The following is a 24,830-nucleotide window of genomic DNA, read 5'->3' as shown; positions in this document are numbered from 1 at the left end:
AATTACTCCTGTTCAGGATTTCGTAAGTAATAACCGACTCCTCTACGAGTTACGATCCAGGTAGGGTGACTTGGGTTGTCTTCTATTTTCTCGCGGAGACGTCTGACGGTAACATCAACTGTACGTACATCTCCGTAGTAATCATAACCCCAAACAGTTTGAAGCAAATGTTCTCGGGTCATCACTTGTCCAATATGCTTCGCTAAATAATGAAGAAGTTCAAACTCACGATGTGTCAGCTCAATCGTTTCCCCTCTTTTAGAAACAACATACGCATCAGGATGAATGGTTAAAGAACCAACGGTAATTTCATTGTTCTCATCCTCAACGTTTTGCTGCGCACCCTGCTGATGACGTCGCAAATTCGCTTTTACCCGGGCGATGAGCTCACGTGTACTAAACGGTTTCGTCACGTAATCATCGGCTCCAAGTTCTAATCCCAATACCTTGTCAATTTCTGAGTCTTTCGCTGTCAGCATGATAATAGGCATTTCATACTTCTTCCTGATTTCACGGCAAACTTCCATTCCGTCACGATTGGGAAGCATAATATCAAGAAGGACCAGATCCGGCCTAATTTCTTCCGCCATCTTTACCGCTTCATCTCCATCGTACGCGCAATGTACTTCATAGCCTTCTTTTTTCAAATTAAACTGTAGTATATCTGCAATCGGTTTCTCATCGTCAACGACTAATATTTTCTTTTCCATATCAATTGATCTCCTTTAGAAAAAAGTAATTTATCATAAAAAGTTGTGATTAGTATAGGATTCTTCCTTTAAATTTATCACTATCTCCATATTAATTCATCTTTTACTCTATCATAACCTTTATTTCATTTCTTTTTGACTACAATCTAAATATAACAAAGGGGACTGACAAATAAAATGATTGTGTCAGTCCCATGCTTGATTACCTATATAAAATTACAAAACATCCAATGGATTAATAAGTGATCCATTTTTGTAAACTTCGATATGCAGGTGAACCCCTGTAGATTCACCAGTTGTACCCATGATACCGATTTTTTGGCCTCTTTCCACCGTTTGACCGGCAGAGACTGAAATGGAATCTAAATGAGCATAAATCGTTTTATATCCATTTCCATGATCAATCACAACTTTATTTCCATAACCGCCATCGTCCCAACCGGCAGAAACGACTCTTCCGTTATCTACGGATTTGATTGTAGGATTATCTGGTCGCGCAATGTCGATCCCTTTATGAACTTTACCCCATCTTGGTCCTTGCTTAGAGGAGATGTAGCCGCCATTTGTCGGCCATGCAAAGTTTCCTGATCCCCTGGACGGAGTTGCTTTTGTTCCTTTAATGACAATGTATTTCACTGGATCTTTTAGTTTCTTTTCTTCTTTTACATTTTTCTCGATTTGAGAACCGTTCACTTCTGACGTTTCAAACGTAACGGATTTTTCACCATCTTGACCTTCCTGCTTCACTTTCGTATCGCCTTTATTCATAGAAGAGTCTTCAACTACTTCTTTCTCATAGGCAATCTTTTCGATCTTGTTTGCTTCTTTCTTAACAAGAACATGAACAAGTGGCTCATATACAGTTACGTTTAGCTCTGAACCAATTTTCAGGGCATCGTCTTCTTTTAACTCTGAGTTTAACTCCAGCAATTTCCCAGTAGTTAACTGATGCTCTTCTGCAATCGTACCAAGAGCATCACCTTCTTGAACCTTATATTTCTTTTCTTCTAACGTACCCTTCTTAAGAAGATCTGCTGCTTCCTCAGAAGACATCATTTCTTCCGGCTCCACTTGCGTCTTCTTCATCTCTACCTCTTCTTTAAAAGAAACTTCTAATAAACGTGTTTCATTTTCCTTTAAAGCGGGTAAAGGAGTAGATGAAGAATCATTTTTTCGCGTTTCCAATTCGTTTAGCTCATCTTCAGAAACATAGTTGAGCTTAAATGACTTTAACGCTTCTTCAGCAGCCTTTTCGTCTTTTACATAAGCAACCGGTTTATTGTTCACAACTACAGCAAAAGCATTTGCTTCAACTGATACAGATTCATTTAGACTTTCAATAACCTTTTGATTGTTTGTTTTCGTAGCTGTAAACACATTCTCAGGTATGTACGTTACTTCTTCATTAAAATCCACCTGATATTCAGTGTACTCTTTCTTCGCTTCAGCCAGCTTCTCATCCAAGACGGATTCTACTTCTTCCTGGCTTGTAACAGCTCCTACATACTCACTACCCATGTATACATGATAGATCGTTTGCAGATCTTCATCGGATCCTGTATTCGCTGCCGCCGATGAAAATGTCAAAGTAGAAAGAGCGAGCGTGGTAATCCCTACTTTTTTTACAAATTGATTAGATCTATGTCGAATATTAAGTTTTTCTAAAATGGGTGATAACTTCTCTCCAAAACTCATTGACTTGCCTCCTATAAACTAAAGCAAAAATCCCAGTTACGGTAGTTCATTAAGCCTAATTTAGTAAAATTCTATAAAATTCGTACTTTACTAATTTACCATAATTCGACGAAATCCGGGACATGGAATCAGGATTGTAATAAAACTGTATAATTAATTAGAGGACGATGTAAGCGTTTTTTCGTATTTTTAGCATTGCAGTGGGAATTGCATGGGTCTAAAGGTGGATTAGCCGTTGAAACAATCTTGGTAGAAATTAGATGAAATTCGTGGTTTCTTGTTACATTCATGTTACAAGCGCAAATAAAAAAGTACTACGAGAGTCAAAGTCGTCGCAGTACTTTTTGTAAGATGGCTCAGGACGGAATCGAACCGCCGACACATGGATTTTCAGTCCATTGCTCTACCAACTGAGCTACTGAGCCATATTGTTTTAAGAATCTAAATATGTAAATGGCGGTCCGGACGGGACTCGAACCCGCGACCTCCTGCGTGACAGGCAGGCATTCTAACCAACTGAACTACCGGACCAGAGTTTTTTGTGTTAGCAAAATCGCTATCAATATTTACTTCAGCAATAAACTTGCTAGCATAATATTTTCATGAAGTTACATCACTTAAACTATCAATTCTCACTTCGAGAAAATAAAAATGACCCATACGGGATTCGAACCCGTGTTACCGCCGTGAAAGGGCGGTGTCTTAACCGCTTGACCAATGGGCCATGTAAAAAAAATGGTGAGCCATGAAGGATTCGAACCTTCGACCCTCTGATTAAAAGTCAGATGCTCTACCAACTGAGCTAATGGCTCTAAGTATATATATAAACACGTTTAGCAAGCTTGATCAAAGCCGCTTTCGTGACAACGAAATTAATATTATCATAGTATGAATGTCGAGGGCAATAGTTTTTTTGGATTTATTGTCGAAAATTATTTCTTAGGGAATAATTTTGGGGAAATGCCCGATAGGAAGTAATTTCTCAAAGCTACTTTTGCTTAGATGGCAAAGTGTGGACTCGTCCTTTTCCTTTTCCACGATACCCTATACATACGGAGTTTAATATTCTTGTTGCAAGAGCGGGTGAAGAAATCCTTAAAAAACTTTTCAGTTGCTGTCCGGTAATTTCTTCTCCAAAAAGAAGATTATAATGCTCGAGTGACTTAAGATGAGCTAATTTCGATTTTGTTTTACATTTAGGACAGAACCAGTATCCATGCACTCTATCTAAGGGAAGATAACTACAAATTTCACAAAACACTCCATTTATTATTTCTTGCCTGGATATATTATATTGATTTAGTACCGAGGGATTCAGCGGGGTATCAAATTTTTTAATAAGCTTAATCATCCTTCTAATATCTTTATCTAGTAAAATATTATTTTGAGATTCATTATAGATTTGAGAAATTTTTTGGGGAAGCAAAGCCGCGTGGATGACTTTTTGACTTACATTCTTATCATGTGAACGAATAATTGTTTGTGGGTTACTGATAACGATGAGTGTACGAATAGGGATTGGAGGGAAATGATGCTCATGTAACCATGATCTAAATTGAGATTCTTGTCTGCCAATTTGAATAATAGGATCAGGCAATGCGAATTCAACACCGTTCTTCTTCTGAATCATTTGATTAAAGATTGAATCAAAGTCTATCGACCCGGCTAAATTTTTCACTTCTAAAATGAGTGCAAAGCTTTTTGTTAATAGTAACGTATCAATCTGGAAATAAAGACCGTTTAGTAAGAGGCGTAAATCATGAAGAATATAAAAGGATTTGTCGGGGAGAAGGCTTAAATAATAGTCGATTGATTTCTCACCATTATAACCGGCAAGACTTTTTGAGAGGTTTTCTTTAATAAAGTTTGTTTTAGAATGGGTCTCAAGGATACGTAAGAGCAGGACCTGCAACTTTTGAATTTTAATCGGAAAAGGACGTTCTTTACTGATCATTTCATCACTCCAATACTGATTTTTTATTTATTTTCTACTTTTATTAAAGAAATCCTGCTTTTTTCTGATGATATCTTAGCAATAAAGTGATGTGAGAGAGGTTTATTTTCAAAACTTGACCTTTTATTTTCAAAAATAGAATTTTATTTTCAAAAACCTTACTCTTATTTTCAAAACTGTAAATTTATTTTCAAAAATGCATTTACGCCGAAAATACCTAGAGTCTACTATTAAAAAAGACCCACCACCAGAGCACCAACAAAAGCGCTCCAACAGCAGACCTCCATATCAACCCTTAATAAGTCAAACTTGCAGCCACAACCAATCCCACTACAATCGCAGCTGAGAATAGGCTGAATCCGATGGCAATATTGCCTTCTTCCACTTTCTTCGCTAAATTCGTCTTAGGTGTCAGAACGTACTCAATGATCCAGTATGCGATGACTTGAGTCGCGATCCCGATGAGTCCCCAGATAAAGGCGTCAAGCAGATTCAGGCTGTTAGCCCAGACGGTGTAGATGACGATGGCGAGTCCGATGGCTTTTCCCCATAGTTTGAGGGCAACGGCAATGTTTCCCTCCCTGATTAAGGTAGCTTCAGAGAATTTGGTGGTAAAGGCGAAAACGGTGATTCCGAGGATCATTAGTCCCAGGCCCGTTCCGACGTGAGCTAAAAAGCTGAGTAATGCTTCACTTGTTATGATTTGCATGAGTTTCTCTCCTTTTTATTTCTCCTGTAACCCTACAGGCAGAAAGTATGATTCGTTATCGGTGATGGCGTTACCAGCCCGTATTCCGATTGCACCGGCCGTACCATTAATAATGAAACTGCCGACCATCAAGCTTGCATCCTTCATTCCTTCATCCGTCTTAATCGCAGTAACAGGCAGAGGGATAAATTGTTGGAACACTGGCAGGGTCTGCTTATAAGTTTCTTTTTTATCTTCTAAAAGGATCTTTCCTGTCGCTTCCATGATTTTGACCGTATCTCCTTCTCGGCCAAATGCAGGCTTTTGAACGTAGGTGATCCCATTCTTCTCGAAATGATCAGCATCTAAGTAGGTTGGAAGAAAGTATTGTTCGATCCATTGATGTTCCTCATCTGTATAGAAGGAACTAGATGCTTCATGAAGACCCCATATAAGTGCTTGAACTCCTTTAGATTGAAGTAAAAATGCGGAGGGGGGATTCAAGATGGCAAGCTTTTTTTCCATTACCATTTGCATCAGGTCCAAGCCCACTTGCTCTTCTGTAAGAGGGTCCTTATCATCAATGAGATGTTCGATAGGATACGTCGGCCGGTACAATACATCGATCCGCTCCCCTTGAGGAGTATAAAGGCCACTTTCTCGAATTTGCAGCTGATCCAGGCTCACATATTCAGACGGCACACCTGAAAGCTTTTGTAGATATTTTGTTGTCAGGTGATCCTCTTCGTGATCCTGGTGAGAGGTGAAGACGATCTTAGGTTCGCCTTCCCGTTGCAAAGACTTCCAGGATGATAAGAGTGCCCGCTTTAGCTCTTTCGCTAATCCCGTCTCGAATCCCTCATTAGGATTTGAACACCCGAAATACTGACAAACCTTTTCATTCACATGATAAAGCTCCTTGATAAAGGTGGGGGTGTCGCTATTGAATTCTAATAGCTTGATTTCCTCTCCGCTTACAACGAAATCAAATCGGCCAACAATACACTCTTGAGGAATGGACTTAAACCTTATATAGGACAGGGATTCCTCTGGAAAACCTAGCTCCAGAAGGGTATGATCTTCCAACTCACGAAGTAGATCCGCACTTTTTTGATAAATACTGTACACTCTTCGGGATGCTTCATGTATCGCTGAAATCGTGTCACGTGATTCCATCTTAATATCCAATAATGAGTACTCCATGTCATACAAATCATGCCAAAATTCAGGAATACGCTCATAGAAAGAGTTTCTTTTTTCACGGTGAGAGGCTGTCATATTATCCTCCGAATCCGCCTTTAGAGCCGCTTCCGATACCTGATTTGTAGCTCTTAGAGTACGATTTATAGCTTGAATAGTTTTTTAGACTGGATTTGTTTTTGAACATCCTGCCAGCAAACCAAAAGTAGCCAAAGTGAGGGGAACGGTCATCATCGCAATAATACGTGCCGCTTTCGTCATCCCAATCCCAGTCGTCACAGTCAACATCCGTCGGTTCAGGTGGAAGGTCCTGATTTCCACAGCCGGTTGCTGATATCGCCATTACGGACGCGACTACCCCGGCCATCATTTTCTTCGTTTTGTTCATTGGCTTTCCTCCTCTAGCTTATAGCCCGTTGCTTTTACATATAAAATATACACATAGCGATCCTCATCGATTTCAGCAGAATCACGTTCCCATTCCGCCCCGTCAATATAATAGTAAACAGAACCGATCACACTTAGAATATCGAGATGATAATCATGGTGTTCAATTTTTAAAATAGGGTGGTTGCTTCGTGGATTCAGTTCGCGAATCTCCAGTATTAATCCTTCAGGTGGAAACAGGGGATCCGTAACAGGTTCTTCTTCATATATTTCTACATATAGTATAAATCGATTCCCTTCAATCGCTGAAGAAAGCTGACGATACGTCACACCTTCTTTTACAAAGAATTCGCATTCCCTTCTTGCCAGGATTTGTTCTAATTCGATATCAGGGTAATGATAGATCGCTTCATACGTTTCGTTGCCTTTTCGTAAACGGTATTCCAGTACAGGTTGTTTCATTTGTCGACACCAGCCTCCTGATTGGAAGGATATGATTCCTATAAATATACGAACCACTGAGGAAAAGGTTTCATTTCCCAGGGATTCATTGGTATTATTGAACTATGATTTTTTTCGTAAGGAGGGTATGTATGATTATATTTCAAAGGCTTTGGAAACAGATTACGAAGATGGACTTCGGTTTCATTCTTCTATTATCCCTGATTATTATCCTGTTGGGAACCTTTGGCAGTCATTTTTTGGAGCCAAAAACATTTCCATCGCTTTTTGATGGGTTCTGGTGGACGATGACGACCTTGACCACTGTCGGATACGGAGATTATTTTCCCGTTTCGGTGGGAGGACGTTTATTGGGAATCTTCCTGTTTATCTTTGGAATCGGGATTATTGGGGTGTTGATCAGTAAAACCGTTGATTCCATTACAACATTTCAGAAATTCAAGAGGGAGGGAAAGTTAGTGTATACATATGAAGATCATTATATCTACATCAATTGGTCGAAGAAAACGGAGAGAGCCATTGAGGAAATCCTTGCTCATGTGCCAGATGCTGAGATTGTTCTCATTGATATGCTTCCTGTAACGCCCATTGAGCATGAGCAGGTACATTTCATACAAGGTGATCCTTCCGATGAGAATGTATTACTGAAAGCCAATATCTTCGAGGCAAAACGTGTGGCGATATTCTCGGATTCAAAGATTGAAGACCCTTCGCTTACCGATGGAAAAACATTATTGATTGCGTCTGCCGTTGAAGGTTTATCGAAGACTCATCAGAAAGAAGTCCACACAATTGTGGAAGTGTCTGAAGATCGCCATATTCCTAAATTCCAGCATATTGCCGTTGAGGATTTTATTTTATCCAATGATTCTGTTTCCCTATTGATGGCAAAAGCAACACTTCATCCAGGAACGACCAATTTATTCAGGCAGTTACTTAGTAAACGATACGGTAATAATATTCACGAGTTTAGAGTAAAAGAGAATTGGAAAACCATCAAGGAGGCTTCTGAGGAGCTGCTTGAAAAGGGAGCTATCCTGCTCGCTGTGAATGATAATATGGATTTCACTGATGCCATGAACCGTGAGCTGCATGCTGATGACGTTCTTTATGTCGTATGCCATGACAGAGTGTACGAACAATTAAATCAATAAAAAACTCTCAGCCCCTAAATGGCTGAGAGTTTTCTTTATTGATTAATTCGGGCTCCACACGCTGCGAACTACATTTGTTTGAGAGCGATCCGGTCCAACTGAGAAGATGGAAAGAGGGATACCCGTTAATTGAGATACGCGCTCTAAGTAGTGACGGGCATTCTCTGGCAGATCTGTTAACGTTTTACATTCTGTAATGTCTTCTGTCCATCCTGGAAGCTCTTCATACACTGGTTCACATTCAGCTAGAATGTTCAGGTTAGCAGGAAATTCTTCCATGACTTCACCTTTGTATTTATAAGCTACACAGATTTTTAATTTCTCGATTCCAGTTAATACATCAATGGAATTTAGAGAAAGATCTGTTAACCCGCTAACACGACGGGCATGACGTACAACAACGCTGTCGAACCAGCCGACACGGCGAGGGCGGCCAGTCGTCGTTCCGTACTCACGTCCTACTTCACGGATTTTATCTCCGATTTCGTTCGTAAGTTCCGTAGGGAAAGGTCCGTCCCCAACACGGGTTGTGTATGCCTTTGAAACCCCGACTACATGGTTGATTTTTGTCGGGCCTACTCCAGAACCGATTGTTACTCCACCAGCTACCGGGTTAGAAGAAGTAACAAATGGATATGTACCTTGATCGATATCAAGCATAACCCCTTGAGCTCCTTCAAATAATACGCGGCGACCGTTATCGATGGCATCGTTCAATACAACGGATGTGTCCACAACATAGTGCTTAATTTGTTGACCGTACTCATAGTACTCGTCCAGAATATCTTCAATGTTGAAGCCTTCTGTTTCATAAAATTTTTCAAAAAGGCGGTTTTTCTCTTCCAGGTTACGAGCAAGCTTTTCTTCGAAAGATTGACGATCCAGAAGATCTGCGATACGGATACCGACACGTGCGGCTTTATCCATATAAGCAGGTCCGATTCCTTTTTTTGTTGTACCGATTTTATTGGCACCTTTACGTTCTTCATCGATTTCATCAAGCTTTAAGTGGTATGGAAGAATCACATGTGCACGGTTGCTGATTCGCAGGTTGTCTGTTTTCACATCGCGATCGTGAAGATATTTTAACTCTTTCACAAGTGCTTTAGGATCGACAACCATCCCATTTCCGATTACGGATGTTTTTTCGTTATAGAAAATACCTGATGGAATTAAGTGTAATTTATATGTTTCTCCGTCAAACTTAATCGTATGACCCGCGTTGTTCCCACCTTGGTAACGCGCGATAACTTCTGCATGTTCAGAAAGGAAGTCAGTGATCTTTCCTTTTCCTTCGTCTCCCCATTGCGTACCTACTACTACTACTGAAGACATATTAAGCACCTCCGACGGGAATTAGTATTCCCTCTTTTATCAAACAAACTCATTTTATCAACACTAAAAAAGAAAGTCAATGAAAACACGAACGTTTATATAGGTAATTATATTTATGTTCGTATAAATGTATACTTTACGCTTGGATAATCCACTACTTTAAGAATCTTAAGATAAATAAAAAATTGAGGGAGTATCATCAGGTTTTGATAGCGCATATTAGAAACTTTTGCTAATCTATAATAAGCATTTTGAATTTTATATACAATTGAATACCGAGGTGACGATTTCATGATTAGACGTTTCTTTAGCTATTACCGGCCTCACCGGCGGCTTTTTTACATTGATTTTGCCTGTGCCGTGTTGGTCGGACTTTTAGAATTAGGATTTCCGATGGCTGTATCGTGGTTTATTGACTCCCTATTGCCTGAGGGAAACTGGAGTACTATATTGGCCGTTTCTGCCGGCCTGCTTGTCCTGTATCTACTCAGTTCGAGTATGCAATTCGTCGTGAACTATTGGGGACATAAGCTTGGGATCAATATCGAAACGGATATGAGACGGGAATTGTTTCACCATGTCCAAAGGCAATCCTTTCGCTTCTTTGATAATACGAAAACAGGTCATATCATGAGTCGTGTGACAAACGATCTGATGGACATAGGGGAACTTGCCCATCACGGACCTGAAGATCTGTTCATCGCGGTCATGACTTTCATTGGTGCGTTTTGGATCATGCTCACAATAAATATGGAGCTTGCCCTGGTTGCTATTATTATTGTTCCATTTCTTGTTTGGTTAATTTCGTATTCGAACATTAAAATGAACGCAGCCTGGACGAAAATGTACGGAAATATAGCCGATGTAAACAGTCGCGTTGAAGACAGTGTTTCCGGGGCGAGAGTGGTTCAGTCTTTTACGAACGAATCATATGAAATGGAACGTTTCAATGAAAATAATCAATTCTTCCGCACGTCCAAACTGAAAGCCTATAACGTGATGAGCGTGAATTTATCCGGTATCTACATTACCACTCGCTTGATGACCTTGATCATTCTAGTATACGGAGCCTGGTTAAGTTTTTCCGGCGTGCTTTCTTATGGAGAACTCGTTGCCTTTATTCTTTATATCAATGTCCTCTTTAAACCAATCGACAAAATTTCCGCACTCCTTGAGCTGTATCCGAAGGGTATGGCCGGTTTCAAGCGGTTCACTGAGCTCATGGATATGGAGCCGGATATTGAAAATCGTCCACATGCAATCGAAGTGCCTGCTTTACGGGGGGATATTGCTTTTGATGGGGTGACCTTTGGTTATGAGCCGGACCGCCCTATTCTAAGGGATTTATCCTTTACCATTCAATCTGGGCAGACCGTGGCTTTTGTCGGTCCTTCAGGTGCCGGAAAAACAACAATTTGCTCACTGATTCCACGTTTCTATGATATAGAAAAAGGAGCCGTCACCATTGATGGCATCGATATCAGGGAGATGACGAAGGAATCCCTGCGTGCTCAAATTGGAATCGTTCAGCAGGATGTTTTCTTATTTACGGGAACTCTTCGGGAAAACATCGCCTATGGTAAGCTTGATGCCACCCAGAAGGAAATAGAAGAAGCGACGAGACGTGCTCATCTGACGGATCTCATTGCCTCACTCCCAGATGGATTTGATACACAAATCGGGGAAAGAGGTCTGAAGCTATCCGGAGGTCAAAAGCAGCGCTTGTCCATCGCCCGCATGTTCCTTAAAAACCCTAGAATTTTAATTCTGGATGAAGCCACTTCCGCCTTGGATACTGAAACAGAAGCGATCATCCAAGAGGCTTTAAATGAACTGGCAAAAGACCGTACCACCCTTGTCATTGCCCATCGTTTGGCGACAATCCGTAAAGCGGACCGCATTCTCGTCGTCACCGAAAACGGCATCGCTGAAGATGGTACTCATGAAGAGCTCCTTTCAAGGGAAGACGGGATATTCACAAGACTTCATGCTCATCAGCATGCAACGATCCTATAACAACAAAAAATCCAAGCACCTGCACCAGCAGGGCTTGGATTTTTTCTATTAAGCCGGGGCGTCGTCAAATCGCCGCTCCAGATTCACGAATTTATTGTATTCCTTCACAAACGCAAGGGACACGTTTCCAACCGGACCGTTACGTTGCTTGGCAATGATGATTTCGATGATGTTTTTGTTTTCCGCTTCTTTGTCATAGTAATCTTCACGGTATAAGAAGGCTACGATATCCGCATCCTGCTCGATACTTCCTGATTCACGAATATCAGACATCATCGGACGCTTATCTTGACGCTGCTCCACACCACGGGAGAGCTGGGATAAAGCGATGACCGGTACTTGAAGCTCACGAGCCAGTCCTTTTAGGGAACGGGAGATTTCAGATACCTCCTGCTGACGGTTTTCTCCTGAACGGCCGCTACCCTGAATGAGCTGCAAGTAGTCGATGAGGATCATTCCAAGACCATGCTCCTGAGCGAGGCGTCGGCATTTGGAACGGATTTCCCCCACTTTAATACCAGGCGTATCATCGATGTAAATCCCGGCATTTGAGAGGCTTCCCATCGCCATCGTAAGCTTTCTCCAGTCTTCGTCGGTTAAATCACCTGTACGGAGATTTTGGGCATTAATATTGCCTTCTGCACACAGCATACGCATAACGAGCTGCTCGGCTCCCATCTCCAGGGAGAATATGGCTACGTTTTCTTTCGCCTTTACTGCCACGTTTTGAGCGATATTCAGGGCGAAGGCTGTTTTACCCATGGAAGGTCTGGCTCCAACAATGATCAAGTCATTTCGCTGGAAACCAGCCGTCATATGGTCTAGGTCGGCAAACCCCGTGGAAATCCCTGTTACGTCACCCTTGCGATTCGTTAAGGTTTCGATATTGTCATAAGTCCGCACAAGTACATCTTTAATATTATGAAAGGCACCTGCGTTCTTCCGCTGGGCTACTTCCATGATGTTTTTTTCCGCTTCACTGAGGAGGCTGTCGACTTCATCCTCGCGGGCATAGCCGTCAGAAGCGATATCCGTCGCTGTACGGATCAACCTTCTTAATAATGATTTTTCTTCCACAATCTTTGCGTAATACTCGATATTGGCAGCCGTGGGAACAGAGGCTGCAAGCTCACTTAAATAAGCGACTCCGCCTACATCTTCAAGCTCTTTCGCTGCTGCCAGTTCTTCTGTCACCGTAATTAAGTCAACGGCTTTTCCCCCGTCTCCCAAATTCAGCATGACATTGTATATTTTTTGATGAGAATGACGATAAAAATCTTCTGGAATCAATATTTCTGATGTGGTCGTCAATGCGCTGGGCTCTAAGAAAATCGCACCTAATACTGCTTGTTCAGCCTCAATGTTCTGAGGTGGAACCCGATCCTGGAACACTTCATTCATCTATGCATAACCTCCAATTCAACTGCGAAGGGGCAACAGAGGCCAATAGGCATCTGCTGCCTGCGTCAAAGTCAATACCTTACTATATATGAAAATATAAGAATTTAGTCCTACCGAAAAAATGTGATCGGGATAGTATCCAGATCACATTTGTTATCAAGCTATATTCATTTTAACATGTTTTTCTCAAAATGAAGTTACCAAATTTCGTATATTTTCTTTGAAAAAATTCTTATTCTTCCGTTACGTGTACCTTTAAGGTTGCTGAAACGTCCGTATGCAGCTTCACAGGGACATTCGTATAGCCCAGGGAACGGATGGCATCGTTCATTTCAATTTTACGTTTATCGATTTTGATGTCATGTGACTTTTTTAGTGCATCGGCAATTTGCTTGCTCGTGATGGAACCGAATAAACGACCGCCTTCACCGGATTTCGCTTTCATTTCAACCGTGATTTCTTCCAACGTCGCTTTTAATTTTTTGGCTTCTTCTAATTCTTCTTGAGCCAGTTGCTTTTCTTTCTTCTTTTGACCCTCAAGCTGACCCATGTTTGCATTTGTCGCTTCAACGGCCAAGCCTTTTTTTAATAAGAAGTTATGTGCATAGCCATCTGCTACGTTTTTCACTTCTCCTTTTTTTCCTTTACCTTTAACGTCTTTTAAGAAAATTACTTTCATATCTCTTTTCTCCCTTCAAAATAATCACTTAATGCTTCCTTCAGCTGTTCCTCGGCTTCCAGTACAGATACTTGTTTTATTTGAGTAGCGGCGTTCGTTAAATGACCTCCACCGTTTAAGTTTTCCATAATGATTTGTACGTTCACGTCACCTAATGAACGGGCACTGATCCCGATTGTTTCCGGATCCCGCTTGGAGATGACGAAGGAAGCAATCACTTCATCCATGGTCAATAACGTATCCGCTGCCTGTGCAATCAGGACGGGATCATAGATGACATCATCCTCTGCTTTCGCAATCGCGACGCCTTCACGGAAAAATTTAACCGATTCAATTAACCTTGAACGTTTAATATAGGTCTCGACATCCTCTTTCAGGAACTTTTGGACTAACACGGTGTCAGCCCCTTGTGCCCTTAAATAGGAAGCGGCATCAAATGTTCTCGATCCCGTTCGAAGCGTGAAGCTCTTCGTATCGACAATAATTCCTGCCAAGAGGGAAGTGGCTTCAAGCATCGTAATTTTTTCATGTTTAGGCTGATATTCCAATAGCTCCGTTACAAGCTCAGCTGTAGAAGAAGCATATGGTTCCATATAAACAAGTAATGGATTTTTTATAAAGTCTTCGCCACGTCGATGATGATCGATGACCACGACTTTATCCATTTTATTTAAAAGTCTTTCTTCAATGACCAGGGAAGGTTTGTGTGTATCGACGACCACAAGCAACGTATCCTCAGTAGCCATTTCAAGCGCTTCCTCTGGAGTGATGAATCGGGAATGAAGATCGGAATTAGCTTTGATCTCCTTCATCAATCGTTTCACTCCATTATCGATTTCATTAAAGTTTAAGACTACGTATCCTTCACGTTGATTCATTTGAGCCACTTTCCGGATCCCGATTGCCGCCCCGATGGCATCCATATCGGGATGTTTATGTCCCATAATGATGACCTTATCGCTTTCGATCATAATTTCCTTAAGGGCGTGGGAGATGACTCTTGCACGTACCCGCGTACGTTTTTCCATTGGATTGGTTTTTCCACCATAAAATTTAACCTTCCCATTTGTTTGCTTGATGGCCACCTGATCTCCACCACGACCTAACGCCAGATCCAGGCTTGATTGAGCCAGGGTACCCAGTTCAGGCAGAGAAGAGACCCCAGTCCCCACTCCAATGCTTAAAGTCAGGGGGACATTTTGCTTAGACGTGGTATCACGGACATCATCCAATATCCCGAACTTTTCCTTCTCCAATACTTGAAGGATCTTCTCATTAATGACGGCTATGAACCTCTCAGAAGAAACCCGCTTCAAGAACACGCCATATTCCTTTGCCCACTTATTCAGAATGGACGTCACTAAACTATTTAAGCTGCTTCTCGTTTGGTCGTCCATCCCTTGCGTTAATTCATCATAGTTATCTAAAAAGATGATTCCGATATTCGTACGTTCATCATGATATTGTTTTTCTATTTCTTTTTGTTCCGTGACATCAAAGAAATAAAGTAGTTTTTCTTTTAGCTTCAATACGACATGATACTTTCTCTCATTAATCGTTACAATTTCTGAATCTACTTCTTGTTTGATTAATGGGACAAGGGACTCTGCCACATCGTATAAGGATCTTCCAACGACTGAGTCTTCATTGAAACATGAGGCTAGAAAAGGATTTGTCCATTCTATGTAATATTCATCATTGATCAGCATGATCCCAATGGGCATCTCCATTAACGCCTCTTCTCCTACACGCTTTACACGATAGGATAGAGTGGAGATATACTCCTCTGTTTCTTCGTGCGATCTTCTCTCAAAATAGAATGCGAGAAAATACACAATTCCAAAGACAATCAACCCTATTAACGAAATGATCCATTGGTAAAAGGAAACCGATACTAACAATAGAGCTGTTAATATAGCAAGACCGTACAATGGGTAGCGGATCATTCGCTTATTAAAATAAGATGGCATGATTTCAGCTCCTGGACCTTAAATTTCTATGACTTACGTTGTAGGCGTTGTCTTAGATCAAATCCTAAGTCAATTATACCTAAAATTCGCACGAGATAAAGAAGTGGAAGTGAAATGATTGTAATTAATACCAAAATACCTTTTGACCATCCTTTTAAATGAGCGAAGAAATAGAGGAATGACAGGCCTTGAACCGCCATCAATGTTTGCAATACGTACAGAACATTAAGAAGGGCCGTATAGGCATAGGTTCCTTTCTCCGGCTGCAGAATCATGGAAAGCACCAGGGTAATTAAATAATACCAAAGAATACTCTTAGGAAGCTTCCATTCTCTAAATGGTTTGAATACCGGCACATCTCTCCCTAAGCGCTTCATGATGGGGAAATTGATCAGCATAAACAACAGTGCCAATACGACGGCAATCCCCAAGAACAAGGTAGGCATCAGCGTCTGTATTAGGTCAATCGAGCTTTCCAGACTTTCTATCAGCTTCTTATCCGGTTCCTGACCAAGCTGCTCAAATAATTGATAATAGGCAGCCTTAGATTCCACTAAGCTATCTTCTATAATATTAACATCGAAGAATAGGATTGAAAAAACAAAACCAATCACAATATTGATGACAAGTGTGAGACTCGATGCCATAAATAGCCTCATTTTATCTACTTTTGCTTTAACACACCAGCCAATCACGACCCCTGTCGTCGCTACCATAAAGGCAACAGGCAGCGCAATGAGTCCTCCAAACAAGAAGGATAATCCTAACGACACGATCAATACGTAAAAAGAATTCAGTAACGAATACTTAGAACTAAACAGAATAAGAGGGAGTGGCAATACGAAAAAGGCCAGCGTTCCTATTAGTGGAACATATAAAGCCAACAACAGTAAAACAGTAAAGATGGCGAGCATAAGCGCACCTTCCGTTAAAACGCGGGGATTTTTCAATTAAAACGCTCCTTACGATAAATTCAAAAACATGCAATAGCACTATCATATCAATTTTGAAGATAGATTTCATCTTAATGACTCACAACAAAAGCGGAGGCGGCTTGGGAAGCCCCGACAAGCATAAGACGAGCTTGCACTAAAGGCTCTTTTTGCCTTTTGGGCAAGACTGGCTTATGACCTCGAGGGGCTAGCCGCCGTAGCTGGATGACACCTAAAGCGGAGGCGGCTTGGGAAGAGGCGACAAGCATACTTTAACGTCCACCATTTAACATTGTTGTGCCACTTTTAACCAAACTTGTGCCATTTTTTGAGTTTATTGTGCCACTTCCCACTAAACTTGTGCCACTTTCACCAAAACTTGTGCCAAATTGTGAATATCAATAACTATTACTGTTAGAGTTACTTCATTTTCATAAAAAAGAGGGAGCCCTTCAACATGCTTCTCTTCTTCATCTACTCTAGTATGCACTCACTTTAAAAAGGAGTATACGCAGTAGATAAAGAATGGCAATGTATCCGGACCACCCTCTAATGAATATTATGAAATTTTAAACCGTTCGATCGAAGACTGAAGCTGTTGGCTTAAGTCTGTTAAGCGTTCAGCAGCTTCTGTAACGGATTGGACAGCCCTTACCTGCTCCTCTGTCGAAGCACTCATTTCCTCGCAGGAAGCGGCTGTTTCTTCGGCTGTTGCGGCCATCATTTGGATCACGTTGACCACTTCATCCTTTTCAAGATTGATTTGACCCACTTCCTTATACATATTCTCAATCTCTAGCTGCATGGATTTCATTAATTGTGAGGTTTCGTTGAATACATGATTCGTTTTTTGAATCACTTCTTTTTGCACCTCGAATGTTTCTTTCGTTTTCACCATTTCGTCCACTGCTTGATGAGATCCTTGTTGAATTTCAACGATCGTGCGTTTAACCTCTTCCGTTGCTTTTACGGATTGGTCTGCAAGCTTGCGTACCTCTTCGGCTACTACTGCGAATCCTTTGCCGTGCTCTCCGGCTCTAGCCGCTTCGATGCTTGCGTTGAGTGCAAGCAGGTTCGTTTGGGAAGATATTTCCGTGATTGTTCCCATAACGGATTCAATCGTCTTCACTTTCGCTTCAAGGCTAAGGATGACTTTTTCCATTGAAGTGATGTATTCACTGGAAGAGTGGTAGGCATTTTCTAATTCTTTTACCTGATTCAGCCCAGATTGGTTCATGACATCTGCTTTACCTGCAAGTACAGACATGGCTTTTGATTTTTCATAAACATCATCAATCCTTGTCCCTAACTGCTCTGTTTGAAGATGCGCACGATCAGAGTCAGCTGCTGACTGGGAAGCTCCGCTGGCGATTTCAGTTACGGCCCTTGCCATTTCTTCACTTGAGGCATTTGTTTCCTCAGAAACTGCACTTAACCCTTCCGCAGATTCCCGTACATTATAAATCGATTCCTGAACGACTTTTATTGTGTCTTTCATATTCACGATCATCCTATTTAAATCTGATGCCAGTAATCCTGTTTCATCTTTGCTGTTAATCGTTGATTGAAGCGATAAATCACCGGACGAAACGTTGGTTACCGTTTTTTGCAACTCTTTAATCGGTTTCGTCATCATATTGGCTACGATGACAACCAACACCAGCATGATGACCAGTGTAATAAGAGCCGTAATCAGAAGTAAGCGTTCAATGTCTTTCGATGATTGAATGAGATCCTCCATATTATAAGCGGATCCCACTTTCCAACTCGTCTTCGGTACCGTACTGTACACTAATACTTTTTTATCGCCTTCCAGGTCATAACGGAGGGTGTCCGATTCTTTTTCTGATTTTAACATTTTGCTGATGAAAGGTAATGTGGACAAATCCTCGCCGCGCTTTGTTGGGTGGACGATGGCTGTTCCATCAAGACCGATTAAAAATGGATAGCCATTATAACCGATATCCATTTTGGAGACCCGTTCGGTAAGTTTCGACAGCTTAATATCGACACCCATTACACCGACCACTTTATTTTCGGATATGATCGCCCTTGAGGCCGTTATGATGTATTCTTCCGTTGCCGTGTCTATATATGGTTCGCTCCAAACGACGCCAGCCCTTGCTTCTTCAGCATCTTTATACCATTCCCTGCTCGTCGGATCAAAGTCGCTCGGTAAGGATACAGATGGGACGATTTTCAGTTTCTTATTGGGCGATGCAAAGTAGATGGAAGTTGCTTCATCATATAAACTTAAATAATTATCAAAATCAGATTGGAGGATATTCGCATATAGCTCTGTATTATCTACTTCAGTTTCTGTTTGCAATTGTACTTTGGCATAATCTTTTAATGAATTCGAGATAGAATATTGATCAATGCTCTTTTCGTATTGTCCAAGGAAGAGTTGAACTGAATTATTTAGTTCCCCTACAATCCCTTGAGTCTGACGAATGACCTCTTCCTCTGTTTTCACCCTTGTCTGCAAGCTTGTGATTGCAATGATAACGGCTAACGAAACCATAAATAAAATGGATATGATCACGATAAGCTTCATTCGAATAGAGGATAGAAGAAAATTCTTCTTATGCTCTACTTTTTTCTTTGTCTTTTTCTTTTTCACATGAATTCCCCCTCTTACTACCAAAAAACTATCTATACATACTCTTATTCATCGACATTTTTCACCATTTCTTTATAGTGATAGGGGAATTAAGGGAAACAAAAAGAGGGTGTTTAGTAGTGGTGGATACTAGAAAGAAGAGGGAGTGTTATCGTTCCTTTATATAGGGCTTTATTCAAAAACAAATAAAAAAGCAGCAGAGACAAGTCTCTGCTGCTTTAGCCGATGATATTATTCACCAGTAACGTATGGAAGTAATGCCATTGTACGAGCGCGTTTGATCGCACGAGTCAACTTACGTTGGTACTTAGCGTTCGTTCCAGTTACACGACGTGGAAGAATCTTTCCACGTTCAGATACGAATTTCTTAAGAAGATCTACATCTTTGAAATCGATATGTGTAATTCCGTTTGCTGTGAAGTAGCACACCTTACGACGTCTACGTCCACCTCTACGTCCTCCTGCCATTTGTTTCGCCTCCTATCTTGATTGGATTTATTATCGTTCGTTTAGAATGGCAGATCATCATCGGAAATGTCGATCGGCTGACCGTCATTTGCAAATGGATCCTCATCTACACGTGTATAGTTGTTGTTATTATTGTTGTTGCGTTGTTGATTCTGATTCTGACTATACGGATTTCCTTGGTCACGTTGACCTCCACCCGAATAGCCCGGACTTCCTCCACGATCGCCTTGATTCGCACTACGCGGTTCTAAGAACTGAACGCTTTCTGCTACAACTTCCGTCATAAACACACGACGTCCATCCTGTCCTTCGAAATTACGTGTTTGAATACGACCGTCAACGCCAGCTAAGCTGCCTTTTTTAAGAAAGTTTGCTACATTCTCTGCAGGGCGACGCCATACAACACAGTTAATAAAATCTGCTTCCCGTTCTCCTGATTGATTCGTAAAACTACGATTGACAGCCAGTGTAAACGAAGCTACAGCCACTCCACTTGGAGTATATTTTAATTCAGGGTCTTTGGTTAAACGCCCTACTAATACAACTCGGTTCATCATCAGAATCAACCCCTTCCTTCTAGTTTACTGTTTCACGTGAAACAGATGATAGAAGTGTATATCTTAAAAAACGTACGGATTATTCTTCTTCTTTAACAACGATATGACGGATAATATCATCGCTGATTTTAGCTAAACGATCGAATTCGTTAACTGCATCAGAAGTAGCGCTCATCTTAACTAGTTGATAGAAACCATCACGAAAATCGTTGATTTCATACGCTAAACGACGTTTACCCCAATCTTTTGACTCGATGATTTCCGCGCCGTTAGTTGTTAAAACGTTATCGAAACGCTCAACTACTGCTTTCTTTGACTCGTCGTCAATGTTTGGGCGGACAATGTACATAACTTCGTACTTTCTCATCTGAATGTCACCTCCTCGTGGTCTATGCGGTCCTTTCTTTATGAAAGAACAAGGAGCAATGCGTTCATTACTCACGAAATAAAATTATAGCATAAGACTTCTATTATTGCAATAAGACGTAAAAAAAAGACTAGAATTTGGATTCTAGTCTTTTTTCGAGTAAATTTTATTGCTAATAGAATAGTGAGTGCTGGTTGATTTCCGCTCCAAGCACTCGACTCCAATCAACTGTCAACACTATTTTGGCTACAATAGTGACATTACAAAAGAAATTTTCAGATAAACTTACACATTAAAACGGAAGTGAATAATATCTCCGTCTTTTACGAGGTATTCTTTACCTTCGAGGCGGACTTTTCCTGCTTCACGGGCAGCACCCATTGTTCCGGCAGCAACTAAATCATCATAAGATACCGTTTCAGCGCGGATGAATCCTCTTTCGAAGTCGGTGTGGATGACACCGGCACATTGAGGAGCTTTCATTCCTTCACGGAAAGTCCAGGCACGAACCTCTTGAACGCCGGCTGTGAAGTAAGTAGCCAGTCCCAATAGAGAATAAGTTGCACGGATAAGCTGATCTAAACCAGACTCTTCAATTCCTAATTCTTGTAGGAACATCGCCTTTTCTTCATCATCAAGCTCGGCGATTTCAGATTCGATCTTTGCACAAACCACGATCACTTCTGCGTTATCTTCTTTCGCAAATTCACGTACTTTCTGAACATATTCGTTGTCAGAAGGATCGGCAATTTCATCTTCACTTACGTTTGCTACATAAAGAACAGGCTTTGAAGTCAGAAGGTGAAGCTGTTTTACAAGCTTCATTTGCTCATCTGAGAACTCAACTGTACGAGCCGGTTGCTCAGCTTCGAGGGCATCTTTGATTTTTACAAGGATGTCATGCTCAAATACTGCTTCTTTGTCTTTTTGCTTCGCCATTTTCTGAACTCTTGCAAGACGCTTATCTACCGTTTCAAGGTCAGCTAAGATTAACTCCAGGTTGATGACTTCAATATCGGCAATCGGATCGACTTTCCCGGAAACGTGGGTAATATTATCATCCGCAAAACAACGTACAACCTGACAAATCGCATCTACTTGGCGAATGTGAGATAAGAATTTATTTCCTAACCCTTCTCCTTTACTCGCTCCTTTTACAATCCCGGCAATATCCGTGAATTCAAAGGCAGTAGGAACTGTCTTCTTCGGTTCTACAAGCTCTGTTAATTTATCTAAACGGTGATCGGGAACCTCTACGATTCCCACGTTAGGATCAATTGTACAGAAAGGATAGTTGGCAGATTCTGCACCTGCTTTTGTAATTGCGTTAAAAAGAGTTGACTTACCTACGTTTGGTAATCCAACAATACCAGCTGTTAAAGCCATCTTTGTCACTCCTCATTATATTCTTATCTATTTAAAATATCCTGTAAGATCGAAAAACAAGTAAACGGTCGAACCTTTCACAATTATAGAGATAATAGAGGGAAAAGACAAGTGAAGCTTCTGGTGTTCTTTTAGTTAAAGGGCTGTATATATACTCACAACCTGAATATATAAAAGACTCTTTTCATGAAGTTTGTTGCTATTGTAGAGAAGAAAGTAATAGTTGATTTCCGCTCCAGGATGCTCGCTTTCCGCGGGGCTCGCGGTGAGCCTCCGGGGTCTCACCGGTCCAGCTCCAGCGGCTAGCCCCTCGAGGTCATAAGCTAAATGGTCCATGAAGGCAAAGTACGCCTTCCCGGCCCATTCATCTTATGCTTGTCGGGGCTGAGCAAGCCGCCTCCGCTTTTCGGACTGTCCAGCTATTCCCGCAGGAGTCGAGCATCCTGCAGCGAGAATCAACTTTCTAAGCATGTATCCTTAATAGAAATCAATAAAAGCCAACAACCTCTTTCCATTTGATAAAAGAATTCTTTTTTCTAGTTAGTTTGTTTTGGGACACCTTGTAGCTCTGTCACGAAAACTCTCGTGAAGATGGTGAGGGGAACTGCGTAGACTCTTGTGGAAGTACGGACGTGCCGAGACCCCGTTCGTGGCAGAACTTATGTTAAAAAGTAAACAATTTTTGCGAAAAGAGCGATATAAAAAGAGCATTCCATCGTAAAAAAACGATGGAATGCTCTTGAGCCGGCTAATTTGAATATAGGCTGGATTAGGTCAAAAGGATTATGGGTAAAAAAAGAATACTTATTCTTCTGTGCCGCTACTGATGACTTTTTTCATTTTTTTCGCAAAATCTTTTCTGGGGATCATGACACTGTGACCGCATCCTACACATTTTATGCGGATATCCATTCCCATCCGGATCACTTTCCAGCGATTTGTACCACAAGGATGAGGTTTTTTCATTTCTACAATGTCATTTAGAGTGAATGTTTTTGGCTCCACTGGCTTTTCCTCCTCATTCGCTTTCAAGTTTTCTTTGTTTTTCTTCACGAGGTTGGATGTCATCCTGATCGTGACGTGAATACATCACCATGCGAGGGAATGGAATTTCAATACCATGCTCATCCAGGCATAATTTGACCTCTTTACGAATCATTCTCGCCATATACCAATGTCTCATTGGAACCGTTTCAGCAACGATTCGCACGACAACATCTGAAGCTCCAAGAGTTTGAACACCTAACAACTCCGGTGGATTAACAAGATCTTCGTATTTTTGAGGTAGAGTCAGGAGTAGTTCCTGCATCACTTTCTCCGCTTCTTCTATATTTTCTTCATACGCAATACTGACATCCACAACAGCAATGCTGTTGTGAATGGAGAAGTTCGTTACTTCCGTTATATTACCATTGGGGAAGATGTGCAATTCCCCGGTCCAGCTTTTGATTTTTGTCGTACGAAGGCCGATTTCTTCAACAGTTCCTTCTGCAGAACCAATACGGACATAGTCACCAACTGAAAATTGATCTTCAAAGATAATAAAGAAACCGGTGATGATATCACGAACCAGATTTTGTGCACCGAAACCGACGGCCAGACCGACGATTCCTGCACCAGCGATGAGTCCTTTCACATCGATTTCAAGAGTCGACAAGATCGTCATCAGACTGATGAAATAAATCACATAGGTCAATACATTCTCCAGTAGCTTTAATAGAGTGGCTTCACGGCGTTCGGTGAATTTAAGTGGTGAGCGTGACCGAACCTTAAACACGTTTCGAATCGCTGACCTTCCCAACCTTAAAGCAATATAGGTAATTACCATAATGGCTGCAATCTTTATTGCACCAGAACCGAGAGAAATCCATAACTCATTATCTATGAGTTTATTTACAGCTTCATTTTCTTTAATTTTATCGACTGTTTCTTCGACTTCTGTTTTAGTTCCAGACATATATCGAACCTCCACTTATCATTCAATAAGAAGTATTCCTTATTTTATCAAGTTTCCCTCTCCTTGTGTAGATATAACCTCATATTAAAATAGTTTCTAGAAAATTTTTATTTTATGAAAAAACCATCCATCTTATGTATGAAAAAAAGAAATCGTCCGTATACTGATAATACTTAGAAATTATGATTCTGGTGGTTAGGCCCGATAAAGTTGAACCCCGGAAAATATACCTCTTACACATACCAAAAGGAGTGGAAGCGATGAATCTAAAAAAAGGACTATTTGAACGAAAACCTGAACCCTTTAGAGTCCTTCATCAGGAAGAACGTGCGGCACAGGATCTTTCCGTTCAATTGTCGTCGTTGCTTCCCACTTACTATCGTACAAGACCCATTGTGTTTGTATGTATCGGCACTGATCGTTCAACGGGGGACTCGTTAGGTCCTTTAGTTGGGTCATTAATAGAAGAACAAAACGTTAAGCCTTTCCATGTTTATGGTACGTTGGATGATCCGATTCATGCTGTGAACCTGGAAGAGAAACTGAGTCAAATAGCCTCTGAGCATATAAATCCATTTATCATCGGTGTGGATGCGTGCCTTGGACGGTTAAAAAGCGTAGGGGCCATCCAATTAAGCGAAGGACCTTTAAAGCCTGGAGCGGGTGTTAATAAAGAGCTGCCTGAAGTAGGTGAAATTCACCTGACAGGAATCGTAAATGTCAGTGGATTCATGGAGTTTTTCGTTTTACAAAATACACGTTTAAACCTTGTTATGAAAATGGCTAAGACCATTGCTGAAGCCATTGTGTTAGCAGGTCATTCCGTGGAACGCAGAAATGCCGTCAGTATTGAAAAATGGCGGGAAGAATTGCAGCAATAAAGAAGGGA

22 protein-coding genes and 4 tRNA genes are annotated in these 24,830 nt (G+C 41.2%); 3 read left to right on the top strand and 23 right to left on the bottom strand.

Features of this window, described 5'->3' with window-relative positions:
* Positions 1–2 precede the first annotated feature (2 nt).
* The 11 genes from yycF to ACFQWC_RS18630 all read right to left on the bottom strand — a co-directional run bounded on the left by yycF (position 3) and on the right by ACFQWC_RS18630 (position 7,096).
* On the bottom strand, positions 3–710 hold the full coding sequence (gene yycF / locus ACFQWC_RS18680; protein WP_299745494.1) for a response regulator YycF: 708 nt from the start codon (positions 708–710) through the stop codon (positions 3–5).
* Between the two features lie 216 nt (positions 711–926).
* Complete coding sequence (locus ACFQWC_RS18675) at positions 927–2,405, bottom strand: peptidoglycan DD-metalloendopeptidase family protein (RefSeq protein ID WP_377108804.1); 1,479 nt, start codon at positions 2,403–2,405, stop codon at positions 927–929.
* A gap of 352 nt (positions 2,406–2,757) precedes the next feature.
* Positions 2,758–2,830 (bottom strand) — tRNA-Phe (locus ACFQWC_RS18670).
* 29 nt (positions 2,831–2,859) lie between these two features.
* Positions 2,860–2,936: transfer RNA gene (locus ACFQWC_RS18665), tRNA-Asp, on the bottom strand.
* A 121-nt stretch (positions 2,937–3,057) separates the two neighbouring features.
* Positions 3,058–3,129, bottom strand: a tRNA-Glu gene (locus tag ACFQWC_RS18660).
* A 12-nt stretch (positions 3,130–3,141) separates the two neighbouring features.
* A tRNA-Lys gene (locus ACFQWC_RS18655) sits at positions 3,142–3,217 on the bottom strand.
* A 176-nt stretch (positions 3,218–3,393) separates the two neighbouring features.
* On the bottom strand, positions 3,394–4,359 hold the full coding sequence (locus ACFQWC_RS18650; RefSeq protein ID WP_377108803.1) for a nuclease-related domain-containing protein: 966 nt from the start codon (positions 4,357–4,359) through the stop codon (positions 3,394–3,396).
* Between the two features lie 295 nt (positions 4,360–4,654).
* Entirely contained in the window at positions 4,655–5,068 is a 414-nt protein-coding gene (locus tag ACFQWC_RS18645; RefSeq protein ID WP_148970568.1) for a DUF350 domain-containing protein, read from the bottom strand.
* A 15-nt stretch (positions 5,069–5,083) separates the two neighbouring features.
* A complete protein-coding gene (locus tag ACFQWC_RS18640; RefSeq protein ID WP_377108802.1) occupies positions 5,084–6,325 on the bottom strand; it encodes a glutathionylspermidine synthase family protein in 1,242 nt (413 codons plus the stop codon).
* Between the two features lies 1 nt (position 6,326).
* The gene (locus ACFQWC_RS18635; protein ID WP_299745511.1) at positions 6,327–6,635 is read right to left on the bottom strand and encodes a hypothetical protein; all 309 of its coding nucleotides are present in this window, start codon (positions 6,633–6,635) and stop codon (positions 6,327–6,329) included.
* On the bottom strand, positions 6,632–7,096 hold the full coding sequence (locus ACFQWC_RS18630) for a hypothetical protein (RefSeq protein WP_299745514.1): 465 nt from the start codon (positions 7,094–7,096) through the stop codon (positions 6,632–6,634). The genes ACFQWC_RS18635 and ACFQWC_RS18630 overlap by 4 nt, the downstream gene beginning before the upstream one ends.
* A 131-nt stretch (positions 7,097–7,227) precedes the next feature.
* Between ACFQWC_RS18630 and ACFQWC_RS18625 the strand changes: the two genes are divergently transcribed.
* The gene (locus tag ACFQWC_RS18625) at positions 7,228–8,250 is read left to right on the top strand and encodes a potassium channel family protein (protein WP_299745517.1); all 1,023 of its coding nucleotides are present in this window, start codon (positions 7,228–7,230) and stop codon (positions 8,248–8,250) included.
* A 42-nt stretch (positions 8,251–8,292) separates the two neighbouring features.
* Here the strand turns inward: ACFQWC_RS18625 and ACFQWC_RS18620 are convergent, their stop codons facing one another.
* Complete coding sequence (locus ACFQWC_RS18620) at positions 8,293–9,585, bottom strand: adenylosuccinate synthase (RefSeq protein ID WP_299745520.1); 1,293 nt, start codon at positions 9,583–9,585, stop codon at positions 8,293–8,295.
* A 291-nt stretch (positions 9,586–9,876) separates the two neighbouring features.
* Here ACFQWC_RS18620 and ACFQWC_RS18615 point away from each other — a divergent pair, with 291 nt between their 5' ends.
* Positions 9,877–11,601 carry an ABC transporter ATP-binding protein gene (locus ACFQWC_RS18615; protein ID WP_299745524.1) on the top strand — a complete coding sequence of 575 codons (1,725 nt, stop codon included), beginning with the start codon at positions 9,877–9,879 and terminating at the stop codon, positions 11,599–11,601.
* A 48-nt stretch (positions 11,602–11,649) separates the two neighbouring features.
* Here ACFQWC_RS18615 and dnaB read toward each other — a convergent pair whose 3' ends face one another.
* The 11 genes from dnaB to ACFQWC_RS18560 form a co-directional block, all read right to left on the bottom strand.
* Entirely contained in the window at positions 11,650–13,002 is a 1,353-nt protein-coding gene (gene dnaB / locus ACFQWC_RS18610; protein ID WP_044340260.1) for a replicative DNA helicase, read from the bottom strand.
* Between the two features lie 232 nt (positions 13,003–13,234).
* Positions 13,235–13,681: a 50S ribosomal protein L9 gene (gene rplI / locus ACFQWC_RS18605; protein WP_299745537.1), complete on the bottom strand. Its 447-nt coding sequence runs from the start codon at positions 13,679–13,681 to the stop codon at positions 13,235–13,237.
* Positions 13,678–15,651, bottom strand: a complete 1,974-nt coding sequence (locus ACFQWC_RS18600) for a DHH family phosphoesterase (protein ID WP_299745540.1) — start codon at positions 15,649–15,651, stop codon at positions 13,678–13,680. Before ACFQWC_RS18600 ends, rplI begins: the two co-directional genes overlap by 4 nt.
* Before the next feature lie 26 nt (positions 15,652–15,677).
* Positions 15,678–16,601: a YybS family protein gene (locus tag ACFQWC_RS18595; RefSeq protein ID WP_299745543.1), complete on the bottom strand. Its 924-nt coding sequence runs from the start codon at positions 16,599–16,601 to the stop codon at positions 15,678–15,680.
* 541 nt (positions 16,602–17,142) lie between these two features.
* Positions 17,143–19,206, bottom strand: a complete 2,064-nt coding sequence (locus ACFQWC_RS18590) for a methyl-accepting chemotaxis protein (RefSeq protein ID WP_377108801.1) — start codon at positions 19,204–19,206, stop codon at positions 17,143–17,145.
* Positions 19,207–19,437: 231 nt separating this feature from the next.
* On the bottom strand, positions 19,438–19,674 hold the full coding sequence (gene rpsR, locus ACFQWC_RS18585) for a 30S ribosomal protein S18 (protein WP_034764780.1): 237 nt from the start codon (positions 19,672–19,674) through the stop codon (positions 19,438–19,440).
* Positions 19,675–19,715: 41 nt separating this feature from the next.
* Positions 19,716–20,231 (bottom strand): single-stranded DNA-binding protein, encoded by a 516-nt coding sequence (gene ssb / locus ACFQWC_RS18580; RefSeq protein ID WP_034764778.1) that lies wholly within the window; start codon positions 20,229–20,231, stop codon positions 19,716–19,718.
* A gap of 79 nt (positions 20,232–20,310) precedes the next feature.
* Complete coding sequence (rpsF, locus tag ACFQWC_RS18575; protein ID WP_034764776.1) at positions 20,311–20,598, bottom strand: 30S ribosomal protein S6; 288 nt, start codon at positions 20,596–20,598, stop codon at positions 20,311–20,313.
* Positions 20,599–20,883: 285 nt separating this feature from the next.
* Positions 20,884–21,984, bottom strand: coding sequence for a redox-regulated ATPase YchF (gene ychF, locus ACFQWC_RS18570; RefSeq protein WP_299745556.1), 1,101 nt, complete (start codon positions 21,982–21,984; stop codon positions 20,884–20,886).
* Between the two features lie 804 nt (positions 21,985–22,788).
* Entirely contained in the window at positions 22,789–22,989 is a 201-nt protein-coding gene (locus ACFQWC_RS18565) for a DUF951 domain-containing protein (protein WP_044340265.1), read from the bottom strand.
* Between the two features lie 13 nt (positions 22,990–23,002).
* A complete protein-coding gene (locus tag ACFQWC_RS18560; RefSeq protein ID WP_299745562.1) occupies positions 23,003–23,941 on the bottom strand; it encodes a mechanosensitive ion channel family protein in 939 nt (312 codons plus the stop codon).
* 260 nt (positions 23,942–24,201) lie between these two features.
* Here ACFQWC_RS18560 and yyaC point away from each other — a divergent pair, with 260 nt between their 5' ends.
* On the top strand, positions 24,202–24,822 hold the full coding sequence (yyaC, locus tag ACFQWC_RS18555) for a spore protease YyaC (protein ID WP_299745565.1): 621 nt from the start codon (positions 24,202–24,204) through the stop codon (positions 24,820–24,822).
* Positions 24,823–24,830: the final 8 nt, after the last annotated feature.

Origin of the sequence: Rossellomorea sp. GCM10028870 (genome assembly GCF_042666755.1) — a bacterium.
In the GTDB taxonomy this organism is placed as follows: Bacteria; Bacillota; Bacilli; order Bacillales; family Bacillaceae_B; genus Rossellomorea.
This window is presented reverse-complemented; position numbering and strand designations above follow the sequence as displayed.